Origin of the sequence: Nisaea sp. (genome assembly GCF_039990255.1) — a bacterium.
GTDB lineage: Bacteria > Pseudomonadota > Alphaproteobacteria > Thalassobaculales > Thalassobaculaceae > Nisaea.
Genome location: NZ_JBDXGG010000008.1, coordinates 1 through 21,549, shown reverse-complemented (window position 1 = coordinate 21,549; position 21,549 = coordinate 1). Strand labels below are relative to the sequence as shown.

Below are 21,549 nucleotides of genomic sequence, written 5' to 3'. Positions count from 1 at the left end.
AAAGAACCTTGGCTCACAACGACGAGACCGCACGGAAGACGCAGCGGCAGGGCATGAACATCCTCGAATATCTCTCCTCGCATCTGCGCGAATACGGCCTGCTGTTCGCATTGATTGCAATCATGGTCTTCTTCCAGATCGTTACCGACGGCACTCTGTTGCGTGCGGTGAACATCACTAACCTACTGCTGCAGAACAGCTACATCATCATCATGGCGCTCGGCATGCTGGTGGTGATCGTCTCCGGCAATATTGATCTTTCCGTCGGCTCGGTCATGGGATTCATCGGGGCGCTTGCGGCGGTAATGATCGTCCAGTTCGAGCTGCCCGTGGCAGTCACGATCATCGTCTGCCTCGTGTCGGGCGCGGCTATCGGGGCCGCACAAGGGTATTGGATCGCCTATTGGAATATTCCGTCCTTCATTGTCACCCTGGCAGGAATGCTGGTATTTCGCGGGCTCTCGCTGTGGCTGCTCGAAGGGCAATCCGTAGGCCCGTTCCCACGCGAGTTCCAGGTTATCGCCAACGGCTTCGTCCCGGACATATTCCCGGCTGCGCTGGGTGAATGGCTCGCCGGCGTGCTGGACGTGCGGAAAGTCAACATCCTGGCTCTCATGTCCGGCGTCGCCGCCGCCACCCTACTGCTCTGGCTCGGCCTGGGGCAGCGGGCTCGCAATCGCGCCTACGGCATCGCAGACGAGCCCCGCGCGTTCTTCATTGCGCGAAATGCCGTCGTCGCGGCAGCGATCATCTTCATCACTTACAAGCTGTCCGTCTTCCGTGGTCTGCCCAACGTGCTCATCACAATGGGCGTGCTGACGATTGTCTATGCCTTTCTGACCCAGAACACGGTGATCGGCCGACGGATCTACGCGCTCGGCGGGAACGCCAAGGCGGCCAAGCTTTCCGGGATCAAGACCGAACGGCTGACCTTTCTCTCGTTCGTCAATATGGGGCTTCTGGCCGCAGCCGCAGGGCTCGTGTTCGCGGCCCGGCTGAACACCGCCACGCCAAAGGCCGGGTTCGCTCTCGAGCTCGACGTGATCGCCGCCGCATTCATCGGTGGCGCGTCGATGTCCGGTGGGGTCGGCACCATTGTCGGCGCTGTGGTCGGCGCCTTTCTCATGGGTGTGCTGAACAATGGCATGTCGCTGATGGGCATTGGTATCGACTATCAGCAGGTGATCAAGGGGCTGGTGCTTTTGGCGGCGGTGGTTTTCGACGTCTACAACAAACAGAAGCAGGGCTGACCCCCCGCCACGGGGGCATACTTTTTCGGAGAAATGACATGAGCTTCAAGCCTGCCGACTGGCCAAGGCGCCTGCGGTCGCAAGAGTGGTTCGGCGGAACCGGTCGCGACCAGATCTACCATCGCGGCTGGATGAAAAATCAGGGGCTCCCGCACGACCTGTTCGATGGCCGTCCGGTGATTGGCATTCTCAACACCTGGTCGGAACTCACGCCATGCAATGCGCATCTGCGCGATCTCGCCGAACGGGTGAAACACGGGATCTACGAGGCGGGCGGTTTGCCGGTTGAAGTGCCGGTGTTTTCCGCCTCGGAGAGCTCGTTCAGGCCGACCGCGATGATGTTCCGCAACCTCGCCTCGCTGGCGGTTGAGGAGGCCATGCGCGGCCAGCCGATGGATGGGGTCGTGCTTCTTGTTGGCTGCGACAAGACAACGCCCAGCCTGCTGATGGGGGCGGCCTCCACGGATATGCCGTCGATCGTGGTTACCGGCGGACCGATGTTGAACGGTTATTTCAGGGGTGAGCGGGTCGGCTCGGGAACGCATCTCTGGAAATTTTCCGAAGCCGTGAAAGCGGGCGAAATGACCGCCGACGACTTTCTGGAGGCCGAGGGTTCCATGTCCCGCTCTCCCGGGTCCTGCAACACCATGGGAACGGCCTCTTCGATGGCCTCTATGGCAGAAGCGTTGGGCATGGCACTGTCTGGAAATGCCGCCATTCCCGCCGTAGACAGCCGCCGGCGCGTCATGGCTCAGATCTCCGGGCGCCGCATCGTCCAGATGGTCAAGGATGATCTGAAACCGTCCGATGTCATGACCAAACAGGCGTTCGAGAACGCGATCCGGACCAACGGCGCCATCGGCGGATCGACCAATGCGGTCGTTCATCTGCTCGCAATTGCCGGGCGGGTAGGCGTCGACCTCACTCTGGACGATTGGGACCGGTGCGGTCGCGACGTCGCGACCATCGTCGATCTGATGCCGTCTGGAAAATACCTGATGGAGGAATTTTTCTATGCCGGCGGCCTGCCGGTCGTCCTCAAGCGTCTTGGCGAGGCCGGCCTGCTGCACAAAGACGCCCTGACGGTCTCGGGCGAGCCGATATGGGAGCAGGTCTGCGATGCCATGAACCACAACGAGCAGGTCATTCTGCCGGTCGAAAAAGCGCTGACCCAGCAGGGCGGCATTGCCGTTCTTAGAGGCAACTTGGCTCCAAAGGGAGCCGTGATCAAGCCGTCGGCTGCCTCGCCACACCTGCTGAAGCATCGTGGCCGGGCTGTGGTGTTCGAGGATATCGACGACTACAAGGCGCGGATCAACGACGACGCGCTAGACGTTGACGAAACCTGTGTGCTCGTTCTGAAAAACTGCGGCCCCAAGGGATATCCGGGAATGGCGGAAGTCGGCAATATGGGGCTGCCTCCAAAGATCCTGAAGAAGGGTATCACCGACATGGTCCGCATCTCCGATGCACGTATGTCGGGGACAGCCTATGGAACAGTGATCCTGCACACGTCCCCGGAGGCCGCCACAGGCGGCCCTCTCGCCGTGGTCCGCAGCGGCGACATGATCGATCTCGACGTCGCCGCGCGGCGTCTTCATCTCGACATTTCTGATGCCGAGCTGGCTGAGCGGCTCTCAGGCTGGACGGCCCCGGCAGGGCAATCGGACTCAGGCTATGCCTGGCTTCACCAGACGCATGTGCAGGGCGCCGACACCGGCGCCGACCTCGACTTCCTGCGCGGCTGCCGTGGGGCTGCCGTCGGACGGGACTCGCACTGATGGTCATGAAGGTCGCCCTTGTCGGGATCGGCAAGATCGCCAGGGATCAGCACGTCCCCTCCATTGCCGGATCGGCCGACTGGGAGCTGGCGGCGACTGTCTCCCATCAGGGTACAGTGGACGGCGTGGAGGCATTCGCGGATCTGGACACGCTCCTTTCCGTCCGCCCCGATATCGAGGTTATCTCACTGTGTCTGCCACCGGTCCCGCGTTTCAGATATGCGGCCGCAGCGCTGAGGGCGGGCCGGCATGTCATGCTGGAGAAGCCGCCTGGCGCAACAGTCGCGGAATGCCATGCCCTTGAGGCGATGGCACGGAACGCAGGCGTGTCGTTGTTCGCAGCATGGCACTCGCGCGAAGCTTTGGAAGTCCAACGTGCGAAGTCGTGGCTGAAGAACAGCCAATTGCAGTCTCTGAAAGTTACGTGGAAAGAAGACGTGCGCCGATGGCATCCTGGTCAGGAATGGATCTGGAAAACCGGAGGCCTTGGCGTTTTCGATCCCGGCGTCAACGCGCTCTCCATCGTCACCGAAATCCTGCCCGACCCGATCCACCTGAACGCCGCTGTGCTTGAGTTTCCAGAAAATTGCGAAACGCCGATCGCCGCGAAACTGAGTTTCTCCCACCCGCAAGAGGCCGCTGTGTCCGCGGAATTCGACTGGCGTCAGGAGGGTGAACAGACCTGGATGATCGAGGCGGAGACGGATAGCGGTCGCATGGTTATGTCGGATGGTGGGGCCGTGATCTCGATCGACGGACAGCCAGCTCCGGAACCGGATACCGACGGCTCAGCTCTCACAGGGGAATATCCGCGCCTTTATGCGCGCATGGCAGCATTGGTCCGTGCCGGCGAGATCGATATGGACCTTTCCCCCATGGTTCATGTTGCTGACGCATTTTTGCTCGGGAAACGTATCACGGTTGCCCCATTCCACGAGTGATCGGTCAGCCCGGTTTTGTTGAAAGGCGCGGGCGATCATGTGGACGGCTCAGCGGGCTGGGGCAAACAATCAAGGAATAGTCTCGTCATGACGATTACCCCGGCACCAATGCGAAAACTGAAGACCGAATGTTGCGAACTCGGCGAAGGACCGCACTACGATGCGCGGACCGACACCGCTTGGTGGTTCGACATCGTCGGCAAAAAACTGTTCGAGTACTGCTTCTCCACGGCAGAGGAGAAGGCGTATGCATTGCCTCGGATGGCATCGGTCATCGCCGAAATCGACGAGCAGCGACAGATCATCGCCATGGAAGACGGCCTCTACATCCGCGCCAAATCAGACGGAGCCCTCACATTGCTGTCGTCGATCGAGGCTGATAACCCAAGCACCCGCTCGAACGACGGCCGGGTACATCCGTCCGGCCGTTTGTGGATTGGCACCATGGGCAAGAATGCCGAGTGGCAAGCGGGGACCATCTATTGCGTCGACGGCTTACGGGTGCAAATCCTCTATCGCAAGATCACCATTCCGAATTCCATCTGCTTCTCTCCCGACGGCAGCATTGGCTATTTCGCCGACACTGCCGTTAACACCGTTTGGCGCGTACGGCTGGATCCTGCGTCCGCGCTGCCAACACACGACCCGGAGCCATTGCTAACGGGCGGCGATCTTCCTCTCGGTGGACATTTCGACGGATCGATTACCGACGTCGATGGCAATCTATGGAACGCCGCATGGGGCGGCGGATCGATCTCCGGATTCACTCCCGACGGCACTTTGATAACCACAATCGAGATCCCCGCAGCCCAAACCAGCTGCGCGGCCTTTGTGGGCAAAGATCTGGACAAGCTGATAGTTACCTCGGCCTGGCAGGGATACGATCCGGCAGCACGCGCGTCCGACCTTGGAGCGGGGTTCACCTACCTGATAGATGGCGGTTTCTCTGGCCAGCTGGCCCCAGCTTTCTGTCTATGACCCGACACCTATATCAAGACGGCTATTTAAGCGCGCTTTGGGTCACCTGTCGTCAGGATGAGCGTAAGGCATTGATCCCATACCAAGAGGGAGGCGCTGTTCCCTTTAGAAGACAGAATGTTGCCCACCGGACAGGGATATTTGGGCAGTTTTTTGGACAGCACGTCCGATCCAGATCGAAATGACAGAGGCCCGCGCTGGCTGCGTGGAAAGACTGGGCCCAACTGGGTGCCAGCGACTATCGCTTTACCAGAAGACTTGGTAAGTGCACTCACTTGTCGACGCGTCGATGCGCCTGGATCATGCATAGCTGGATCGAACGCGCCGCACGCTAGACCGTCGGCACCGGTGATCATCCTCTTGGTGCATCCCGGCCCGGCGCTGCCGGGTGGATTCCGGTCACTGAATTTGCGACGATTAAACGCAAAGAGTCCTGGGAGGGGCATAGATGGGGCAGATACTTTTCATACCGCATGGCGGAGGTCCGCTCCCGCTGCTTGGAGACGCGGGTTACGCAAGTCTGGCGTCAGCGCTTCGCGGATTCCACGGGACGATCAGCGGCAGTAAAGCCATCATACTCGTCACGGCGCATTGGGAAGCGGAACTGCCTTGCCTGTCGACAGCGCCGCGTCCGGAGATGCTTTTCGACTATTACGGATTTCCAGAGGAATCCTATCGCTTCAACTATCCGGCTCTGGGAGCGACGGATCTTGTTGAGCCCGTGGTTGCGGCCCTGAACGAACGTGGTATCGGCGCCGAGCGGGATGAAACACGCGGTTTCGACCATGGCACATTTATCCCGATGATGCTTATGCGCCCGGAAGCCGATATCCCGATTTTGCAGATGTCACTGTTGGCATCCTTGGATCCTCGGCAGCATCTGGAAATGGGTCGGGCACTCGCGGGATTGCTTGATCAGGATATCACTCTGATCGGGTCAGGTTTCAGTTTTCACAATATCGAAGCACTGATTGGCCGCAACCGCATTGATCTTGAAGAAGGCTATGCGAAAGCGAAAGCCTTTCATGCCTGGATGGACGAAGCTATCTGCGCTGACGATGTGACGCCGGATGACCGGGCCAGGCGGCTCATGCATTGGGAAGAGGCGCCGGGTGCCCGGTTTTGTCATCCCAGGGAAGAACATCTGTTGCCATTGCATGTCTGCGCCGGTGCGGCGTTTGAAGCCGGGTTTAATGTGGAGCAGATCTTTAACGAGCCTGTCAAAGGCTACCAAACGTCCGGGTATCGATGGTCCTGAAGACCTGGTGGCGCATGTGGCAGTTCCTCGAAAAAGAGATGGTGGCAGGGGAAAATTGTGCACACGGTGACGGCCAAAATTAAAAAGCTATAAAAATAGCTGTTTGATTTTATCGGGGCCGTTGTTATTCCAATGGAGCGTCGCGCATTGTAAATCAGAACTATACGGGGGACTTCACAGATGCAGCTTGAGACCATCGACCTCAAGGTCGAAGACTACGTCGCGCTCGTGACCATTAATCGGCCTCCGGTGAATGCGCAGAACAACAAGTTTCGCGAAGAGATACAGCTCGTTATGGACAGCCTTGGCGATCGGGAGGATGTCCGCGCCATAATACTTACCGGCGAAGGCAAGGCTTTCTCGGCTGGTGCCGATTTGTCCGAACGTCCGACGCAGGATCCCGGAAATTACACCGCCCACAACCGCCGCGTCAGAGCCAGCTTCGATTGTCTTCTGGAGTGCCCGAAACCAATCATCGCGGCGGTCAACGGAGCCGCAATCGGGGCAGGCTGCGTGACAGCGCTATGCTCCGATATTCTGGTCTTTTCCGAGAAAGGCTACCTGCAGATGACTGAGGTGAATGTCGGCCTTGCGGGCGGTGTAGCCCATGTGCGGCGTCACCTCGGAGAGTCCGATGCGCGTTTGATGCTGTTGACCGCGCGGCGCCTCTACGGGGCCGACCTTCTGCGGATGGGCGTCGCCTCGGCCTGCACCGCGCCCGAGGATCTGATGGAGACGGCAAAGGGAATTGCCCAGGACATCGCCAAGGCCAGCCCATCGGCTGTGCGGGCTGCGAAGGCTTCGTTCCAGATGACCGAAAATCTTTCGATCTATGAAGGTTACCGGTTTGAGCAGCGCCAGACCAAGGCTTTGTCCACCTCGGAGGATACCGAAGAGGCGATGGCGGCATTCCGCGAGAAGCGCACGCCGGTATTCCGGCCTTAGTCATCCGGCGGAAAGTCTACGTCAAGCTGCGGGAGTAGAGCATGATTACAAGGAGCATGATGTGACGGCGAAAAACCTTGTCGAGCCTGCAACTCCTCGTCCTATCATCGCGCTCTTAGGGGCGATCCCGGCAGATGTTGCGGCCGCGCTTGGGCAAGTGTTCGATCTGATCGGACATGACGATCTGCAGACTCTGACCGAACGCCAGCGCGAGACCATCACCCGAGGTTTGACGTCGGCGATGGGTGGCGTCAACCACGCGATGGCGGAACAACTGCCTGGTCTTGAGGCGGTCGCCAGCGTCGGTGCCGGAATGGACCGATTTGATCTGCCGTGGCTTTCGGAGCGGGGCATTGCGCTGCATCCGACGCCGGATGTGATGACCGAAGACACTGCGGAGTTTGCCGTCGGTCTTATCTTTGCCCTGCTGCGCAATATCGTCAGCAATGACGGGTTTGTGCGGCGCGGCGCCTGGGCGGCAGGACGTGCCCCGCTCGGATACCGGATATCGGGACGCAAGATCGGGATCGTCGGCCTCGGACGTATCGGCAGCCGTATTGCGGGTAAACTGACTGCGCTCGGCTGCGATGTTGCCTATTCGGGGCCACGCAAAAAAGACACGCCATGGCGGTTCGAGCCGGACCTCGCGGAAATGGCGCAAAAGGTGGACGTACTGGTCTTGAGCTGTGCCGGCGGAGAGGCTACGCGAGGCATCATCGATGCTGAAATCCTTGGGCAGCTCGGCCCACAAGGGTACCTCGTCAATGTATCCAGAGGGTCTGTTGTTGACGAGAAAGCGTTGATTGAAGCTCTGGAGCGAAAGACCATCGCAGGCGCAGCCCTTGATGTGTTCGAGAACGAGCCATCGCTCGATCCTCGTTTTCCTGAGCTTCAGAACTGTATTCTGCAACCTCATGCCTCGGTTTTCACGCGCGAGAACAGGCGGGATCTGGTCGCTGCGTTGGAGGAAATTCTGCGATCGTAACGTCAAAAGATCATATTATTGATTTTTTGATCCGGTTGGAATTAACGTATCTCATCAAATCGATGTTCCGCAGCAGGGATTGCGCTGCCTTCAAGGGCACCCGGACCGTCCGGTCAGATGCGGGAACATCTCTTCAATTAAAATAATGCCCTTGCGCGATCAATGTGGGGGCGGGGGAGCAGGCCAGGCGATATGCCAATCACAGACGAAATGATCCGGAATGCCACGAAGGAGTTGTATTCCCGCGCGCTCCGGAAAGTTCCCGAGGATGCCAAGGAAGCCATCGCTGCCGCGATGGAGACCGAAAAGAGTGAAACGGCCCGGCAGACGCTCCTGCTCCAGTTGAGAAGCGCCGAACTGTCGGAGCAGACAGACCGCTTTGTCTGCTCCGACAGCGGCGTGCCAACCTATTTCGTCAAAGTCGGGAGCAAGGCTGCGCTTGACTGCGATTTCAAGATGGCGATCCGTGAAGGCTACGAAGAACTCGTAGAGACCATCGAGCCGCCGCTCCTGAAACATGTCACGAACCCACTCACGCTGGAGCGCGGCTATCACGGCAAGGACATGCCGCTTGTCAGTTACGATTTCGAGAGCGGTGCCGACTATGTGGAGATGACCTGTTCGCCGAAGGCTCTCGGCTCGGGTCGCTGGGCATCGCTCGAACTTTTCACCTTTCCATCTCTTGAGCAGATCGAAACCTATGTCCTAGATGTCGCGATCAAGGCTGGCGCACAGCATTGCCCGCCGGTCATCATGGGGGTGGGCATCGGCGGCTCATTCGACTATTGCGCCGGTCTGGCGAAGAAACAAACTTTGCGGCCGATCGGCCAGAAGAACCCGGAACCGGTTCTGGCCGCCATGGAGGAGCGCCTGACAAAGGCGGTCAACTCATTGGGTTACGGTCCGATGGGAACAGGCGGCGATACGACTGTTCTGGCGGTCCATGTCGATTACGCGAGCGGGCACGGTTTCACCCCGGTGGCAGTCTGTTTCAATTGCTGGATCAACAGGCGCGCCAAGGCGCGGCTCTGGGGTGATGGGCGTGTGGAGTGGTCGGAATGACTGTTGTTGAGCACGATCTGACCCTGCCGCTAAGCGAGGAAGCGGTCCGCAGCCTTAACGCTGGCGACTTCGTCTATCTTACCGGGGAAATCTTCGCGACAGCGGGGCTGCCAACCCATGATCGCCTTCTCGGGTGCCTGGACGGCGTTGAGCCTCTTCCGTTCGACATGCAGGGAGGCGCGCTTTTTCAGCTTGGCAGTCTGAACGAAGAGGCTGAGGACGGCTCGTTGAGCATCGTCTACATGAACCCGACAACGAGTACTCGCTTCAACGCTCACATGCCCCGTCTGATTCCCGGCCTCGGGCTTAGGGCAACAGGTGGCAAGGGGGGGCTGAATGCCGAATGCGCGCAGGCCATGGCCAAATGCGGTTGTGTGTATCTGTCCTTTCTTGGTGGCGGGGCACAGATCATCACGGCCGGCATCCGCAAGGTAACGGGGATTGGCTGGCCCGAGATGATTTCCCACTACCGGATCGTCAGGATAGAGGTTGAGCGGCTTGGCCCGCTGACTGTCGGGATCGATGCAAACGGAAGCAGCATCTACGATCAGACAGCAGCTTCGGCTCAGGAAAAACGCAGCGCTATTCTTGACGAGATGCGTGCGGCTCGCGACGCGGCCGGCTCCTGACGCTGGTCAAAAACTGAAATTGAACTGAACAGCCAGCAAGGCGCGGAGTCAGCCATGACCGGCGGACCGTACGTTCCATTGTCAGCCGGAAGCGGTCCCGAAAATGTCCGGGCTTTGAAGATCTTCCATAGCTGATCAACAGCCTGAGCCGCCTGGTCGAAAATATTTGCGCACAGCTATCGAAGATTCTAAAAGCTATATGACTAGCTTTTTATTCGCAGGAGGGCGTAGAACCCTTCGGATGATTACTCATGGCAGAGGGAGGAAATTTTAATGCCAAATCACGTATGGAATAACGTCCGACGCACCCTGACCGGTCTGGCATTGGGCGGGCTTGCGTTGATGTCCGCCGGTACGGTCATGGCGCAGGAGTTCCCGAATAAACCGGTCACGCTGGTTGTCGGGTTCCCTCCGGGCGGCTCGACCGACGTCGTGGCTCGGATTCTGGCTGAAAACATGACCAAGACGCTGGGGCAGCCGGTGCTGGTCGAGAATCGCCCCGGAGCTGGCGGCACGGTTGGTATTTCGCATGTCGCACGATCGGCACCTGATGGATACACGCTTGGTGTAAGCGGTGTCGGCGCATCAATTCTGATCGCAGCACTTGGCCGTGATACCGGATATGACATCGATAAGGACCTCGATATCATTGGTGTCATGGGGACGCTCGGTCTGGTGATCGCAGGCCGCACCGGAATGGAGCCGAAGACCCTGCCCGAACTCATGCAGTTCGCTAAGGATCACCCTGGCGATCTGACATACGGCAGCTCCGGAGTGGGGACGCCGGGTCATCTGGCAATGGAATACCTGAAGAGCATTTCCGGCGTCGATATTCTCCATATTCCCTACAAGGGGAACACACCATTGATGAACGACGTTCTTGGCGGTCATGTTGACATCGCGCTGCTTACAACGCCGGGAACAGCCGAGCAGGTTCGCGCGGGGGGTGTCTATCCCTATGCGGTTACCTCGCCGGAGCGTTCTTCGCTCATGCCCCAGGTGCCGACAGTGATTGAAGGTGGTTTCGATGGATACACCGCGACTCTCTGGAACCTGCTGGTAACGCCGAAGGGCACGCCGGAAGACGTTCAGGCGAAATTGTCGGACGCGCTGAATGCGGCAATGCAGGACGGTGACGTTCTGGCCGCATACAAGAAGTCAGGACTCGCGCCGACGAGCACCACCCCGGAACAAGCAACGCAGTTCCTTGTGGATGAGCGCTCGAAATGGCAAGGCGTGATCGCCAAAGCCGGCGTGAAAAAGTAACTTTGCCACAATGCTAAAGAAATGATCCGAAGGATGGCTGTTCGACAGTCATCCTTCGCTCTGCTTGATTGGGAGAGACATGAATATCGTCTCACTGCGGCTTGTGGTTGCGGGTATATTGGCGGCGATAGGCGCGACGGGTTTGGTCATTGGACTGGACTATGAGTTCGGGTCGATGCGCCGCATGGGACCGGGATATTTCCCGGTTGTTCTCTCCGGCATCCTGGTTGTTCTGGCAATTGCCGAAATGCTGTCTGCAGTGCTGAAGCCCGATCCGGAAGCAACTGCGGCCCTGGACTGGCGGCCGATGTGCGCAATTCTTACGGCAGTTGCGGGCTTTGCGGCGACGATTGAACTGTTTGGTCTACTACCTGCTTTTTTTGTGGTCATCGGCCTGTCCACGCTTTCGGAGCGCGGTTATGGATTGCTGCCCGCCACTGTCATTTCCCTGGTCACCTGCCTTGCGGCATGGCTCCTGTTTGATCGCCTTCTGGGCATGACCTTACCGCTCTTGCACTGGGGCCTGTGACTGCCATGTTCGAAAACATCCTGTTGGGATTTGCGACTGCGTTCACGCCGGTCAACCTGTCTTACTGTTTCTTTGGAGTCTTCCTCGGCACATTCATAGGCGTGCTCCCCGGCCTTGGGTCGCTTGCGGCGATCTCTATGTTGCTGCCGCTGACATTCTATCTTGAGCCGACGACGGCTCTGATCATGCTTGGTGGGATTTATTACGGTGGGGAATATGGTGGTTCCATCGCTTCTATTCTCCTGAACCTGCCTGGCACACCGTCGGCCGCAGTAACCTGCCTTGACGGAAACCCGATGGCCAAGAACGGCCGGGCCGGCGTCGCGTTGTTCGTGACAGCCGTTGCCTCGTTTATTGGCGGCAGTGTCGGCATCGTGGCACTCATGGGGTTCGGCCCGGCAATTGCTCAGATCGGGCTGAGCTTTGGTCCCAGTGACTATTTCGCGCTCATGCTACTTGGACTGGTGGCGGCGGTGACTGTGGGAAACGGCTCCGTCGTGAAGGGGCTCATTGCGGTCGTTCTGGGCCTGCTTCTCGGGACGATCGGTACCGACGTTACCTCGGGCGAGTTCCGCTACACATTCGGATTCCTCGAGTTGCGTGACGGTGTCAGCCTTGTGGGGATGGCCATGGGGTTGTTCGGCATCGCCGAAGTCGTCAGTTCTATCCGTGGATCGAAACATCACAAGATCACCGCGAAAGTCACCGCACGCAGCATGATGCCGACCCGTGACGATATCCGGCGAACACTCGCGCCAATGGCGCGTGGCAGCTCTATCGGCGGATTTCTGGGCGCCCTTCCCGGCGCTGGTACCGTGACCGCCGCCTTCCTCGCCTACGCGATGGAAATTCGGTTGGCCAAGGACAAGTCGCGTTTCGGCAAAGGCGCCGTAGAAGGCGTTGCAGCACCGGAATCCGCCAATAACGCCGCTGCTCAGACGGCGTTCATCCCTACCCTGACGATCGGAATTCCGGGCAGTGCGACGATGTCGATCATGTTGGGCGCCTTGATGATTCATGGGATTACGCCCGGACCGCTGCTGATATCCGATCACCCGACCGTTTTCTGGGGGCTCATTGCGAGTTTCTGGATCGGGAACCTGTTTCTGCTGGTCCTCAATATCCCGTTGATCGGTATGTGGGTGCGGGTCCTTCAGTTTCCTTACAAGTATATCTACCCGATCGTGATCGCGCTGATCTGCATTGGCGTGTTTTCCATGCGCACGAGTGTCTTCGATGTCGGGCTCGTCGTCATTTTTGGGGCGCTGGGATATCTGATGCAGCGGGTCGGGTATTCACCGGCTCCGCTGATTCTCGGCTTTGTCCTGGGTCCGATGCTTGAGGAAAACCTCCGTCGTGCGATGCTCATGGCGCGCGGTGACCCATACCGCCTGATCTCCGATCCTCTGACCGGAACGCTTCTCATGTTGTCTGCGGCGCTTTTGGTGTGGGCGATCTTGGGCGGACTGCGGAACGTGATCCGCTCGCGGCGTTTGGCGAATATGCCTCCCGGTGAAGCCTGAGAAACGAGACCGCCTGGAAATCGGTATCAGCACAGGCATCGTCTGATGCTGTTACCGAATGTCTGCCCGGCTCTTCTCAGGTCAGAAGCTTGATGTCGATCCGAACCATGTCACCGCGATAGATGCCGTTTGCAATCAGCACCATAGTCCCGTCCTCGGCAACGGCGACGCGCTTGACGTAGGCAACGGGATCACCGAGCGGGACACCGAGTAACTCGCTGATCTCCGGGTCGGCCAGGCCGATGGTGAGGACTTGCCGGGCATCGACGATATTGATTCCCGGCACGTCGGCGATCAGCCTCATGGAGGTTTTGCTGGTAAGATCTTTTTCGTCAATCTTGGCGCTGATCCGCTCGTCGATATAAACGTCGGCCAGCAGGAACGCTTCGTTGTCGCGGCGATGTACACGCCGGAGGTGAAGGTATCCGGGAGCCAGATCGCCGACCTCGGTCGGATGATCAGAAGGAATAACGCTGTTTTCCGAGCTGATCACCTCGATCTGTGCATTGTCGCGCGACATCAGCAGACCGCTCCAGTCGGTCTGCACTTCACACCACAAATCGTGGCGGTTGCTTTTTCGAACGAAAGTGCCTTTTGCGCGGAAGCGCTCTATCAGCCCTTCCTGCTCAAGTATGCCCAGTGCCTGGCGGATCGTCATGTTCGCGACGCCGCATTCCTTTGCGAGCTCCTCGACTGTCGGAATGCGCGCGTCGACAACCCACTCACCGGTTTCAATGCGCCGGCGGAAAAGAGCTGCCAATTGCAGATAGCGCGCCACCGCACTCTTCCGGAGGGCCACTGCGGTCCGTGACTTTGAACCAGCGTTCTGCATGCACATGCTCCAATGGTGGCGTCGCGGATAAAGGCATCAGACCACAACTATCAGCTAATTAAACTAGCTTATTATGTTTATCTTGATTCGCGCAATAGAATCAGGGTGTAGCGCGGTTTCAAGTAACATCCATCGGGGCAGGCGCGGGGATCAGGCTTTCCGGTTTACCACTTACTCTCCGACAGAGTTTGCCGCCGGCGGAAGAGATGTCCGCGTGGCGGGGCTGCTGTTCAACTCTGCCGGAATGTGATCGGGCAGCGGAATGCCATGGGCATTCAACGTCATTGCGACCATGGAGTAATAGCCGACAAGAGCGGTCAGTTCGACAACACCCAAGGCGCCCCAGCGATCCCGGACAGAACTGTATATACTGTCCCCGACCCGTCCGTTTTCCAGCAACTCCCGGCTGAACTCGTAGATCTCACGCTCTTCCTCGCTGGAAAAGCTGGGTACCTCTCCCGTTCGCACAGCCTTTATGATCGCCTCGTCGACGCCGGCGCGTCGTGCATCGCCGGCATGGATCGTCCATTCCAGCTCGCTGTTCCAATGCCGGGCGACCACGAGGATGGCGAGTTCATTCAGGTTTTTGGGCAGGCAGGTCTCGAACCGCAGGACCTGGCCAAGGGCTTGCCAGCGGTCGGCCAGCGCCGGGTTGTGCATGGCCGCCCGTAAAGGGCCGACAAGAGTACCGCGCGGGCCACTCACAATCTTGTCGTAAACGTTTCTTTGAGCCTCAGTCATCTCGTCGGGGCCGGGCAGCGGGATGCGGGGGTGAGTCATGCCTTGTCCTCCTTGCCCAGGCCGAGGGCCGTTAGAATCTCTTCTGTATGAGCACCGAGCAAGGGCGGTGCCTTGTCAAAACTGAGGGTCGAGCGTTCGAAGCGCATGGGGCTGACAACCGATGGCACCGTTCCCGAAAGCGGATGTGGCAGATTCTGGAGCATCTGCCTGTGCTGCACCTGTGGGTCATTGAAGACCATGGGCACACTGTTTATCGGGCCGCAGGGGACCTTCTCTGCGTTGAAAATCTCGATCCAGTCGGAAAGATCCTTCTCGGCAAGCCGTTCGGAAATAAGCGGATGCAGTATATCGAGATTGTTGACGCGTTCGCGGTTCGTGGAATAGCGCGGATCTTCGGCCAGTTCCGGATTTCCAATGGCGTTCGCAAACCGCTGGAACTGCTCGTCATTTCCGACCGCAAGAACGATATGCCCGTCTCGCACCGGAAATACGTCCTGCGGCTGGATATTCGGATGCTTGTTACCGCGCCGAACCGGGGTCGCCCCTGAAACCAGGTGGTTCATTGCCTGGTTTGAGAGGATTGCTGTCGCCGTATCGAGCATGGCGAGGTCGATAAAATCGCCTTTGCCACTGCGCTCTCTCTCCGACAGCGCGGCGAGTACGGAGATCGTTGCATACATACCGGTCACGATATCGATGATCGGCACGCCTACCTTTTGCGGTCCGGCTCCGGGGCTGCCGTCCGGAGCACCCGTGATGCTCATCAGCCCGCCCATGGCCTGGATCATGAAATCGTAGGCCACTTCGTTGGCGTAGGGACCATCCTGACCGAATCCCGTGATCGAGCAGTAGATCAATCCGGGATTTACCTTTTTCAGATCCTCGTATCCAAGGCCATAGCGGCCGAGGGTACCGACCTTGAAATTCTCGAGTAATATGTCGGACTCGGCGGCAAGAGCTTTCACTACAGCCTGCCCCTCGGCAGAGGCGAGATCGATCTCAACCGATTTCTTGCCGCGATTGACCGATAGGAAATAACCCGACTCTCCTGTCGGGTTCCCGTCCGAATCCTTCAGATATGGAGGCCCCCAACGCCGGGTATCGTCACCGACTCCGGCCCGCTCCACCTTTATGACTTCAGCGCCCAGATCAGCAAGGATTTGTCCGGACCAGGGGCCCGCCATGATCCGGGACAGATCGAGAACGCGAATATGACTGAGAGGGCCGCTCATCAGGAAACCTCATAGGTGAATGCAGGCGTGTCATCGGCAGCGCCGGCCGGGCCGCCGCCATCGTCGACCACAACGGTGGACGCGACCGACGGCCGATCCGCGATCGTTGCATGCCAGGAGGCGAGGTTGGGCAGAGCGTCCCGCCAGCCGCACCCAGTATACCGGAAATCCAGTTGGCCAAGAGCGCAGAGGACCGAAATATGACCAAGCCCGAACGGAGAGGCCGAGAGATCAGCGCTTTCCTCGTCCAGTGTCGCCAGTGCCGCCCGTGTTTTGGTCTCGAAGGCAGCTTCAATGACCGGGTCTGCCTTGGCACCACGCCAGCGCTCTGTACGCCAGAGCAACAGGATATCCGTTAGCCCGTCACCCAGTGCCTGCCATCGCAGGTGCTTGATCCGGGCATCAGGGGGCGCGGGTAGCAGGTCGTCCCGTCCCGCACGTGTAATGAGGTATTCGCAAATCACACGGGAATCGAACAGTTTCTGGCCGTCGTCTGTGAGCAGAACCGGAATTTTGCCGAGTGGATTGTCGCGCAGGATTTCGGGATTCGGCGGGGCCGCGAACACGGCAACCGAGCGGACACGCTCGACTTTATCGGTCAGGCCGCATTCCTCGATAACGATATTGACCTTGCGCACGAACGGCGATCGCGGAGACCAATGAAGCTGCATGTTTCCTCCTATGCGCCTTGGGCGTCTATTTTTGTCAGAAATTCATTAAGCACGGCAGTAAAGGCGTCGGGCTGCTCGAAACACGGAACGTGGCCGGCTTCTGGGATCACGTGCATGACGGCCCCGGCAATAGCGGGCTTCAATTTCGAGGCCATGCCCGTCGGCATCGCCCCGTCCTCCGCACCGGCGATCAGCAGGGTGGGGCGTTGGATGTTCTTCAGTTCGTCGGCATAGTCGTAATCCATCAGTGCGGTCGCACCGGTACGGAATCCCTCGAAAGATGTGGCGGCAATCATCGCCAGCAGTTTCTCCCGGCGCTCGTTCCCGGTCGCTGCCGTCAACCAACGGTCCGCTGTTGCCGCAGCAAATGCGTCCATCCCGGTTTCCGCCGCTGTGGCAATGCGCTCGGCCCAGCCCGCGGCGCCGCCCGGTGCGGTCTTTGCCTGTCCGTCCGAGAAGACCAGTGCGCTAAAGCGCTCTGGTGCGTGCCGATGGGCCGCTAGGCCTGTGGGAACTCCCATCGAGAGCCCGACATAATGTGCGCTATCAATCCCGGCGGCATCCATGACGGCAAGCAGATCCGCCCCAAGGTCGTCGAAGTTGACTTGCGTCTCCGGCAAGCCGGAACGGCCATGACCGGCCTGATCGTATCGGAGGATGCCACATCGTCCAGCGAGGGCGTCGGCTTGGGCGTCCCAAATCGTCAGGTCGGTAACCAGTGAATTGCCGAACACGACCCAAGGCGCGCCTGTATCGTCCGCGGGCAATGCTTCCGCGTGAAGATCGTAGCCCTTGCGTGAGACCTGCAAGGTCTTCGTTCCGGAACTGAGTGCCATCAGTGCAACCTTTTCATGCTATGGATACGCGCGCTGTGCCCTTCGGCAACGCCCTCGTCTGGAAAACTCTTCGAATGTCAGACCAGAGCGCAAATGCGTGAATCCTGTCCGAATATCTCGACGCCAACCTGTGGAGCACAGAATACGGATTGATCACCTTTTCCTAAAAGCTAGTTATATAGTTTTTTGTTCTGTTGCAATTGGAAATTAGGATGGCGGCGTGATGCAAAACGGGTTCAATCATCGGCGGTATCGTCGCCTTCAACTGGGCTGAGTTCCGACATCCACTCATGGAGACAGTCGGTAACCGCCTGCGGTTGTTCCGGCAGCAGCGAATGTCCGGCCTGCGGGATCACCTTGAGCGATGCTTTGGGGCCGATTGCGGAGCGCAGCTCGCTGAGTGTCGGGGGTGGCGAGATAATATCATTGGCAGCTCCCAGATAGAGTGTCGGGTGAGCGTGCGCGACGGGTTTCCAATTGTCGTCAGTCGTCTGACGTGCAGCCTCCCGCTGCAGTCGCGCCACGTCGGGCCACCAGCCATCAAGCCAGACCCGGGCATCGGCGCCCGGCGCGAAATAAGCACGCTCAAGATGAGCAAGGCGCTCGGCATCTGACAGGGATGGATCAAAGCTCCCGGAGATCGAGGCACGGATATCGTCGGAGGGCGTCCGGGTCACGATTGCGGCGACCAGTGCAACCGCACGGGTGAGATCCGGACGGTCATGCGCCAAGACCCGTGCCACCCAGTTTCCGGCGGCATGCCCGACGAGAACTGCCGGGGCCAATAGTTCGGTCTCAATGATTGCGGCGATATCCGCTGCCATGTCGTTAAGTGTATCGCCCTTATTGAGCGCCGAGGAGCCCCCAATCCCGCGCGGTTCGGGCTGCACGACGCGATATCCCAATCGGGCCAGGTCTGTTGCGAGGAGATCGAAATCCTCAGCACCACGCCCAAGCGATGGGATCAGAACAACTCCGGGGCCGGAGCCCGTGGTCCGGTATTCGATCCTGGCATTGCCGCGTTTCAGGACCTTGGCGGCGAGGCCGTGCTCCTTATTCTTGCCGTTGCCGGAGTTTTGCATCTGCTGCTCGTGTCAATTGACGAAAGGTGTGGTTATTTTACAGGAACCGATTGGGGCGGAGGTAAAGCGTATGCGTGTGTCAGTCATTGGTGCGGGGGCGATTGGAGGCTGGCTAGCTTCCGAATTTGTCGAAGCGGGAGCGACTGTTACCGTGCTTGCGCGCGGGGCCACGCTTGAGGCCTTGCGGCGGTCGGGAAATATTGTTGTGACCAGCGGTGAGACACGCCGTGAATTTTCTGTCGACGTAACGGACAGGCCCGACGCCCTGCGCGGCGCCGATCTTCTTGTCCTCGGACTGAAAGCACACGACCTTCCCGCCGCTGCTCCGCTCATCACTGAAGCTCTGGGTAAAGAAACTTTCGTAGCCGCCGCGATCAACGGTTTGCCCTGGTGGTATTTCGAGTCCTTTGGTGGCCCGGCCCGTGGCCTGACGCTCGATGCTGTCGACCCCGGCGGGGTGCTGGCTCGGCTCATGCCCGCAGAGCGGGTTGTCGGGACGGTCGTGCATGCAGCGAGCCGCGTCGAGGCGCCGGGAGAAATTCGCCTGATCAAGGCTGATCGCGTCTGGCTAGGAGATGCGGGAGATAGCCACTTTGCCGCGCCAGTCGCCGAGCTGCTGTCCTCCGGCGGGGTTCCAGCGACTGCCACGGAACACATACATCGAGAGGTGTGGAGCAAATTATGGGGCAATTCGAACATGAACCCCCTCACGGCCCTTGCACGCGCTGATGCATCGCAATTGCTCGACGATCCCGGTGGCCGCGGCATGGTGGTTGCCATGATGCGGGAGATGGCTGCTCTGGGCGAACGGATCGGGCTTTCGGGCATCGATGATTTCGAGGGTCGGATCAACGAGACCCGCAAATTGGGCGCCATTCGCACGTCGATGCTTCAGGACATCGAGGCCGGACGTGAGATCGAAATTGGACCAATCCTCGGCAGCCTGGTCGAGTTGGCCCAGCATCTTGGTCAACCAACGCCGGTTATGGCTGGTATCTGTGGTCTTGCGCGGCTGCTCGATAAAAATCTTCGAGAAAAGTCTGCCTGAAGAATAGATGCGATCCCATTCCGTACGATCCGGCGGAAACGCTGTTTTCGCTCGGAGAGCAGGACGCATTGATTTCATGTCGGAGCCACCTGAATTCAGGTTTCGAAAAACGGTGTCTCTTCATCGGCCGGGCCGCGTAGAAGGAAGTCGAAACTGTATGTTCTTATGCCGTCGTCACTCTTGCCGACGCGCATCACAAGCCGGTGGCGCAGCTCTTCCGGAACCAGGCCAAGAACCGGATCTTCGGCGTTCAGGTCCGGAAAATCAGGGAAATAGAGTGTGGTGCCGACGGGACGCATAAGCCCCGCTGCCATGATCTGGACATTCAGGTGCGGTGCGCGGCGCCGACCGTCTTCCTCGTAAGAGCCGGGAAGGATTGAGCGAAAGGAGAATGCGCCTTCGACATTCGTCCGCGCGCGTCCCCAGCCAAGGAAATCCGGGTCTGCCTTCTCGCTTTCCGGATCGAGCGGATGACGGAAACGCCCGCTGCAATCGGCCTGCCAGATTTCCAGAATGGCATTGGAAACCGGTAGCCGGCCTTCCTTCATCACGAGGCCCGTGATCGCAATGTGCTCACCGTTCTTTGTGGGTTCGGCATTCTCGGAAACCCGGGTGAGATCGTGATCCGCTGCCTGGAAGAAATTCGGCGGGAAGAACGGTCCGATCGTGTGTTGAGAGAGCGGATACCGTCTGTGTAGTGGTGCGTTTTTCATTATGCCTCCGGGGTCGCGAGCCGCCCGCGGAGGACGATGTCATGGCGGTATGCGAGATGCTCACTGCCGGTTTCCGTAGGATGCATTTGTGTCGCAATCAGCCGGCTCCGAGCGCCAGCATCGCTGACCGATTGCAGGATGCGATCCCATTCGTTCATCGGGTCTCCGGGGAAATACATCTGCGTGACAAGCCGCGATAGAGAGCTTGGACCCAATACTGAGAAGTGGACATGAGGCGGCCGCCACCAATTGTCCTTGACCGGAACCGCGTAGGCCCCCGGTTTGACGCTCAGAAATGAATAGAAACCGTTCTCGTCGGAGCGGACACGGCCATTACCAAGGAAGTTCGGGTCAAGCGGCGCGGTGCTGTCGTCATGCGCATGACTGTACCGACCGGCAGCGTTTGCCTGCCAGATCTCGACGATCGCATCCGGAACCGGCCGGCCGTCCTCGTTCAGGACCTGTCCGAATATGCGGATCATTTGTCCGAGCGCGGGTTTTCCGGACGGCGATATGGCCAGATTGTTCGTCCCACACTCAAGCTTGCGCCAGAGCTCCAGCGGCCCCGTCGCCTCAGTCCTTGTTAGAGGGCGATGGATAGCCGGACGCGACGGGGTAAAGGTCCAGGTATTGGGATAGCCTTCGATCGGGACACTCGGTTGCACACCCTCTGGCCATGGATCGTATATTTCAGGCGGGTGCCATAGCGCCATCTGGCTCTCCCATGCGCGGTTTATTTTTTAGTCCTCAAGGGGCGCCGCTCGATTAGAATCTGCGACCGAGCACACCCGAATACACAATCACCTATATTTATAGCTATTTGTCAACCAGCCGCCCTAGTACCACAGGTACATCTGCATTGTTTGGCTATTGTCAGGATGTTTCGTTCAAGCGATCTTAGTCGATCAAGTGAGCAACTCGATCTTTAGCGTTGGGTACTGCGTACGCCATTCGCGACCGCGCATGAACCCGTACTTTGCCAATTGGCAAATGTGAAGTTCACTGGTCGTCTTTTTTTTTCCTGCACCAGCTTGCAGTCCACCTGCTTCCTACGTGCTTCCGGGCAACAAAAAACAGCTCACGCTAGATTGCGTAAGCCGTTGATATTGGTTGCGGGGGTAGGATTTGAACCTACGACCTTCAGGTTATGAGCCTGACGAGCTACCGGGCTGCTCCACCCCGCGCCATTGGGTGTAATTGTTTTGCATTGCGGAGGTTAAGTTTAGTTCTGTACAGCTTTTCTTGTT

Annotated in this window: 21 protein-coding genes and 1 tRNA gene; 13 read left to right on the top strand and 9 right to left on the bottom strand. The window is 58.8% G+C overall.

Going from position 1 to position 21,549, the window contains the following annotated elements:
• The first annotated feature begins 8 nt into the window (after positions 1–8).
• From mmsB to ABJ076_RS07665, 12 genes are all read left to right on the top strand, one after another.
• Complete coding sequence (gene mmsB, locus ABJ076_RS07720; protein ID WP_348188882.1) at positions 9–1,250, top strand: multiple monosaccharide ABC transporter permease; 1,242 nt, start codon at positions 9–11, stop codon at positions 1,248–1,250.
• 38 nt (positions 1,251–1,288) lie between these two features.
• Positions 1,289–3,031, top strand: a complete 1,743-nt coding sequence (gene araD / locus ABJ076_RS07715; protein ID WP_348188880.1) for an L-arabinonate dehydratase — start codon at positions 1,289–1,291, stop codon at positions 3,029–3,031.
• Entirely contained in the window at positions 3,031–3,972 is a 942-nt protein-coding gene (locus ABJ076_RS07710; protein WP_348188878.1) for a Gfo/Idh/MocA family oxidoreductase, read from the top strand. The genes araD and ABJ076_RS07710 overlap by 1 nt, the downstream gene beginning before the upstream one ends.
• Before the next feature lie 87 nt (positions 3,973–4,059).
• The gene (locus ABJ076_RS07705) at positions 4,060–4,950 is read left to right on the top strand and encodes an SMP-30/gluconolactonase/LRE family protein (protein ID WP_348188876.1); all 891 of its coding nucleotides are present in this window, start codon (positions 4,060–4,062) and stop codon (positions 4,948–4,950) included.
• Positions 4,951–5,398: 448 nt separating this feature from the next.
• Entirely contained in the window at positions 5,399–6,208 is an 810-nt protein-coding gene (locus ABJ076_RS07700; protein WP_348188874.1) for a class III extradiol ring-cleavage dioxygenase, read from the top strand.
• 180 nt (positions 6,209–6,388) lie between these two features.
• Complete coding sequence (locus ABJ076_RS07695; RefSeq protein WP_348188872.1) at positions 6,389–7,153, top strand: enoyl-CoA hydratase/isomerase family protein; 765 nt, start codon at positions 6,389–6,391, stop codon at positions 7,151–7,153.
• A 61-nt stretch (positions 7,154–7,214) separates the two neighbouring features.
• The gene (locus ABJ076_RS07690; RefSeq protein WP_348188870.1) at positions 7,215–8,138 is read left to right on the top strand and encodes an NAD(P)-dependent oxidoreductase; all 924 of its coding nucleotides are present in this window, start codon (positions 7,215–7,217) and stop codon (positions 8,136–8,138) included.
• A 192-nt stretch (positions 8,139–8,330) separates the two neighbouring features.
• Complete coding sequence (locus tag ABJ076_RS07685; protein WP_348188868.1) at positions 8,331–9,200, top strand: fumarate hydratase; 870 nt, start codon at positions 8,331–8,333, stop codon at positions 9,198–9,200.
• Positions 9,197–9,829 (top strand): fumarate hydratase C-terminal domain-containing protein, encoded by a 633-nt coding sequence (locus tag ABJ076_RS07680; protein ID WP_348188866.1) that lies wholly within the window; start codon positions 9,197–9,199, stop codon positions 9,827–9,829. The genes ABJ076_RS07685 and ABJ076_RS07680 overlap by 4 nt, the downstream gene beginning before the upstream one ends.
• A 273-nt stretch (positions 9,830–10,102) precedes the next feature.
• A complete protein-coding gene (locus tag ABJ076_RS07675; protein WP_348188864.1) occupies positions 10,103–11,095 on the top strand; it encodes a tripartite tricarboxylate transporter substrate binding protein in 993 nt (330 codons plus the stop codon).
• A gap of 79 nt (positions 11,096–11,174) precedes the next feature.
• Positions 11,175–11,624 carry a tripartite tricarboxylate transporter TctB family protein gene (locus ABJ076_RS07670; protein WP_348188862.1) on the top strand — a complete coding sequence of 150 codons (450 nt, stop codon included), beginning with the start codon at positions 11,175–11,177 and terminating at the stop codon, positions 11,622–11,624.
• Positions 11,625–11,629: 5 nt separating this feature from the next.
• Complete coding sequence (locus ABJ076_RS07665; protein ID WP_348188860.1) at positions 11,630–13,147, top strand: tripartite tricarboxylate transporter permease; 1,518 nt, start codon at positions 11,630–11,632, stop codon at positions 13,145–13,147.
• A gap of 76 nt (positions 13,148–13,223) precedes the next feature.
• On the opposite strand, the gene ABJ076_RS07660 is transcribed toward ABJ076_RS07665, so the two are convergent.
• From ABJ076_RS07660 to ABJ076_RS07635, 6 genes are all read right to left on the bottom strand, one after another.
• The gene (locus ABJ076_RS07660; RefSeq protein ID WP_348188858.1) at positions 13,224–13,979 is read right to left on the bottom strand and encodes a GntR family transcriptional regulator; all 756 of its coding nucleotides are present in this window, start codon (positions 13,977–13,979) and stop codon (positions 13,224–13,226) included.
• A 171-nt stretch (positions 13,980–14,150) separates the two neighbouring features.
• Positions 14,151–14,759 (bottom strand): carboxymuconolactone decarboxylase family protein, encoded by a 609-nt coding sequence (locus tag ABJ076_RS07655; protein ID WP_348188856.1) that lies wholly within the window; start codon positions 14,757–14,759, stop codon positions 14,151–14,153.
• Complete coding sequence (locus tag ABJ076_RS07650) at positions 14,756–15,952, bottom strand: CaiB/BaiF CoA-transferase family protein (RefSeq protein ID WP_348188854.1); 1,197 nt, start codon at positions 15,950–15,952, stop codon at positions 14,756–14,758. Before ABJ076_RS07650 ends, ABJ076_RS07655 begins: the two co-directional genes overlap by 4 nt.
• Positions 15,952–16,623: a glutathione S-transferase family protein gene (locus ABJ076_RS07645; protein ID WP_348188852.1), complete on the bottom strand. Its 672-nt coding sequence runs from the start codon at positions 16,621–16,623 to the stop codon at positions 15,952–15,954. Before ABJ076_RS07645 ends, ABJ076_RS07650 begins: the two co-directional genes overlap by 1 nt.
• An 8-nt stretch (positions 16,624–16,631) precedes the next feature.
• Positions 16,632–17,459 (bottom strand): alpha/beta fold hydrolase, encoded by an 828-nt coding sequence (locus ABJ076_RS07640; RefSeq protein WP_348188850.1) that lies wholly within the window; start codon positions 17,457–17,459, stop codon positions 16,632–16,634.
• A gap of 236 nt (positions 17,460–17,695) precedes the next feature.
• A complete protein-coding gene (locus tag ABJ076_RS07635; protein ID WP_348188848.1) occupies positions 17,696–18,541 on the bottom strand; it encodes an alpha/beta hydrolase in 846 nt (281 codons plus the stop codon).
• A gap of 70 nt (positions 18,542–18,611) precedes the next feature.
• Here ABJ076_RS07635 and ABJ076_RS07630 point away from each other — a divergent pair, with 70 nt between their 5' ends.
• Positions 18,612–19,589 carry a 2-dehydropantoate 2-reductase gene (locus ABJ076_RS07630; protein ID WP_348188846.1) on the top strand — a complete coding sequence of 326 codons (978 nt, stop codon included), beginning with the start codon at positions 18,612–18,614 and terminating at the stop codon, positions 19,587–19,589.
• Positions 19,590–19,684: 95 nt separating this feature from the next.
• On the opposite strand, the gene pcaG is transcribed toward ABJ076_RS07630, so the two are convergent.
• The 3 genes from pcaG to ABJ076_RS07615 form a co-directional block, all read right to left on the bottom strand.
• Positions 19,685–20,302 carry a protocatechuate 3,4-dioxygenase subunit alpha gene (gene pcaG / locus ABJ076_RS07625; protein WP_348188844.1) on the bottom strand — a complete coding sequence of 206 codons (618 nt, stop codon included), beginning with the start codon at positions 20,300–20,302 and terminating at the stop codon, positions 19,685–19,687.
• Positions 20,302–21,015: a protocatechuate 3,4-dioxygenase subunit beta gene (locus ABJ076_RS07620; protein ID WP_348188842.1), complete on the bottom strand. Its 714-nt coding sequence runs from the start codon at positions 21,013–21,015 to the stop codon at positions 20,302–20,304. Before ABJ076_RS07620 ends, pcaG begins: the two co-directional genes overlap by 1 nt.
• 394 nt (positions 21,016–21,409) lie before the next feature.
• Positions 21,410–21,486 (bottom strand) — tRNA-Met (locus ABJ076_RS07615).
• Positions 21,487–21,549: the final 63 nt, after the last annotated feature.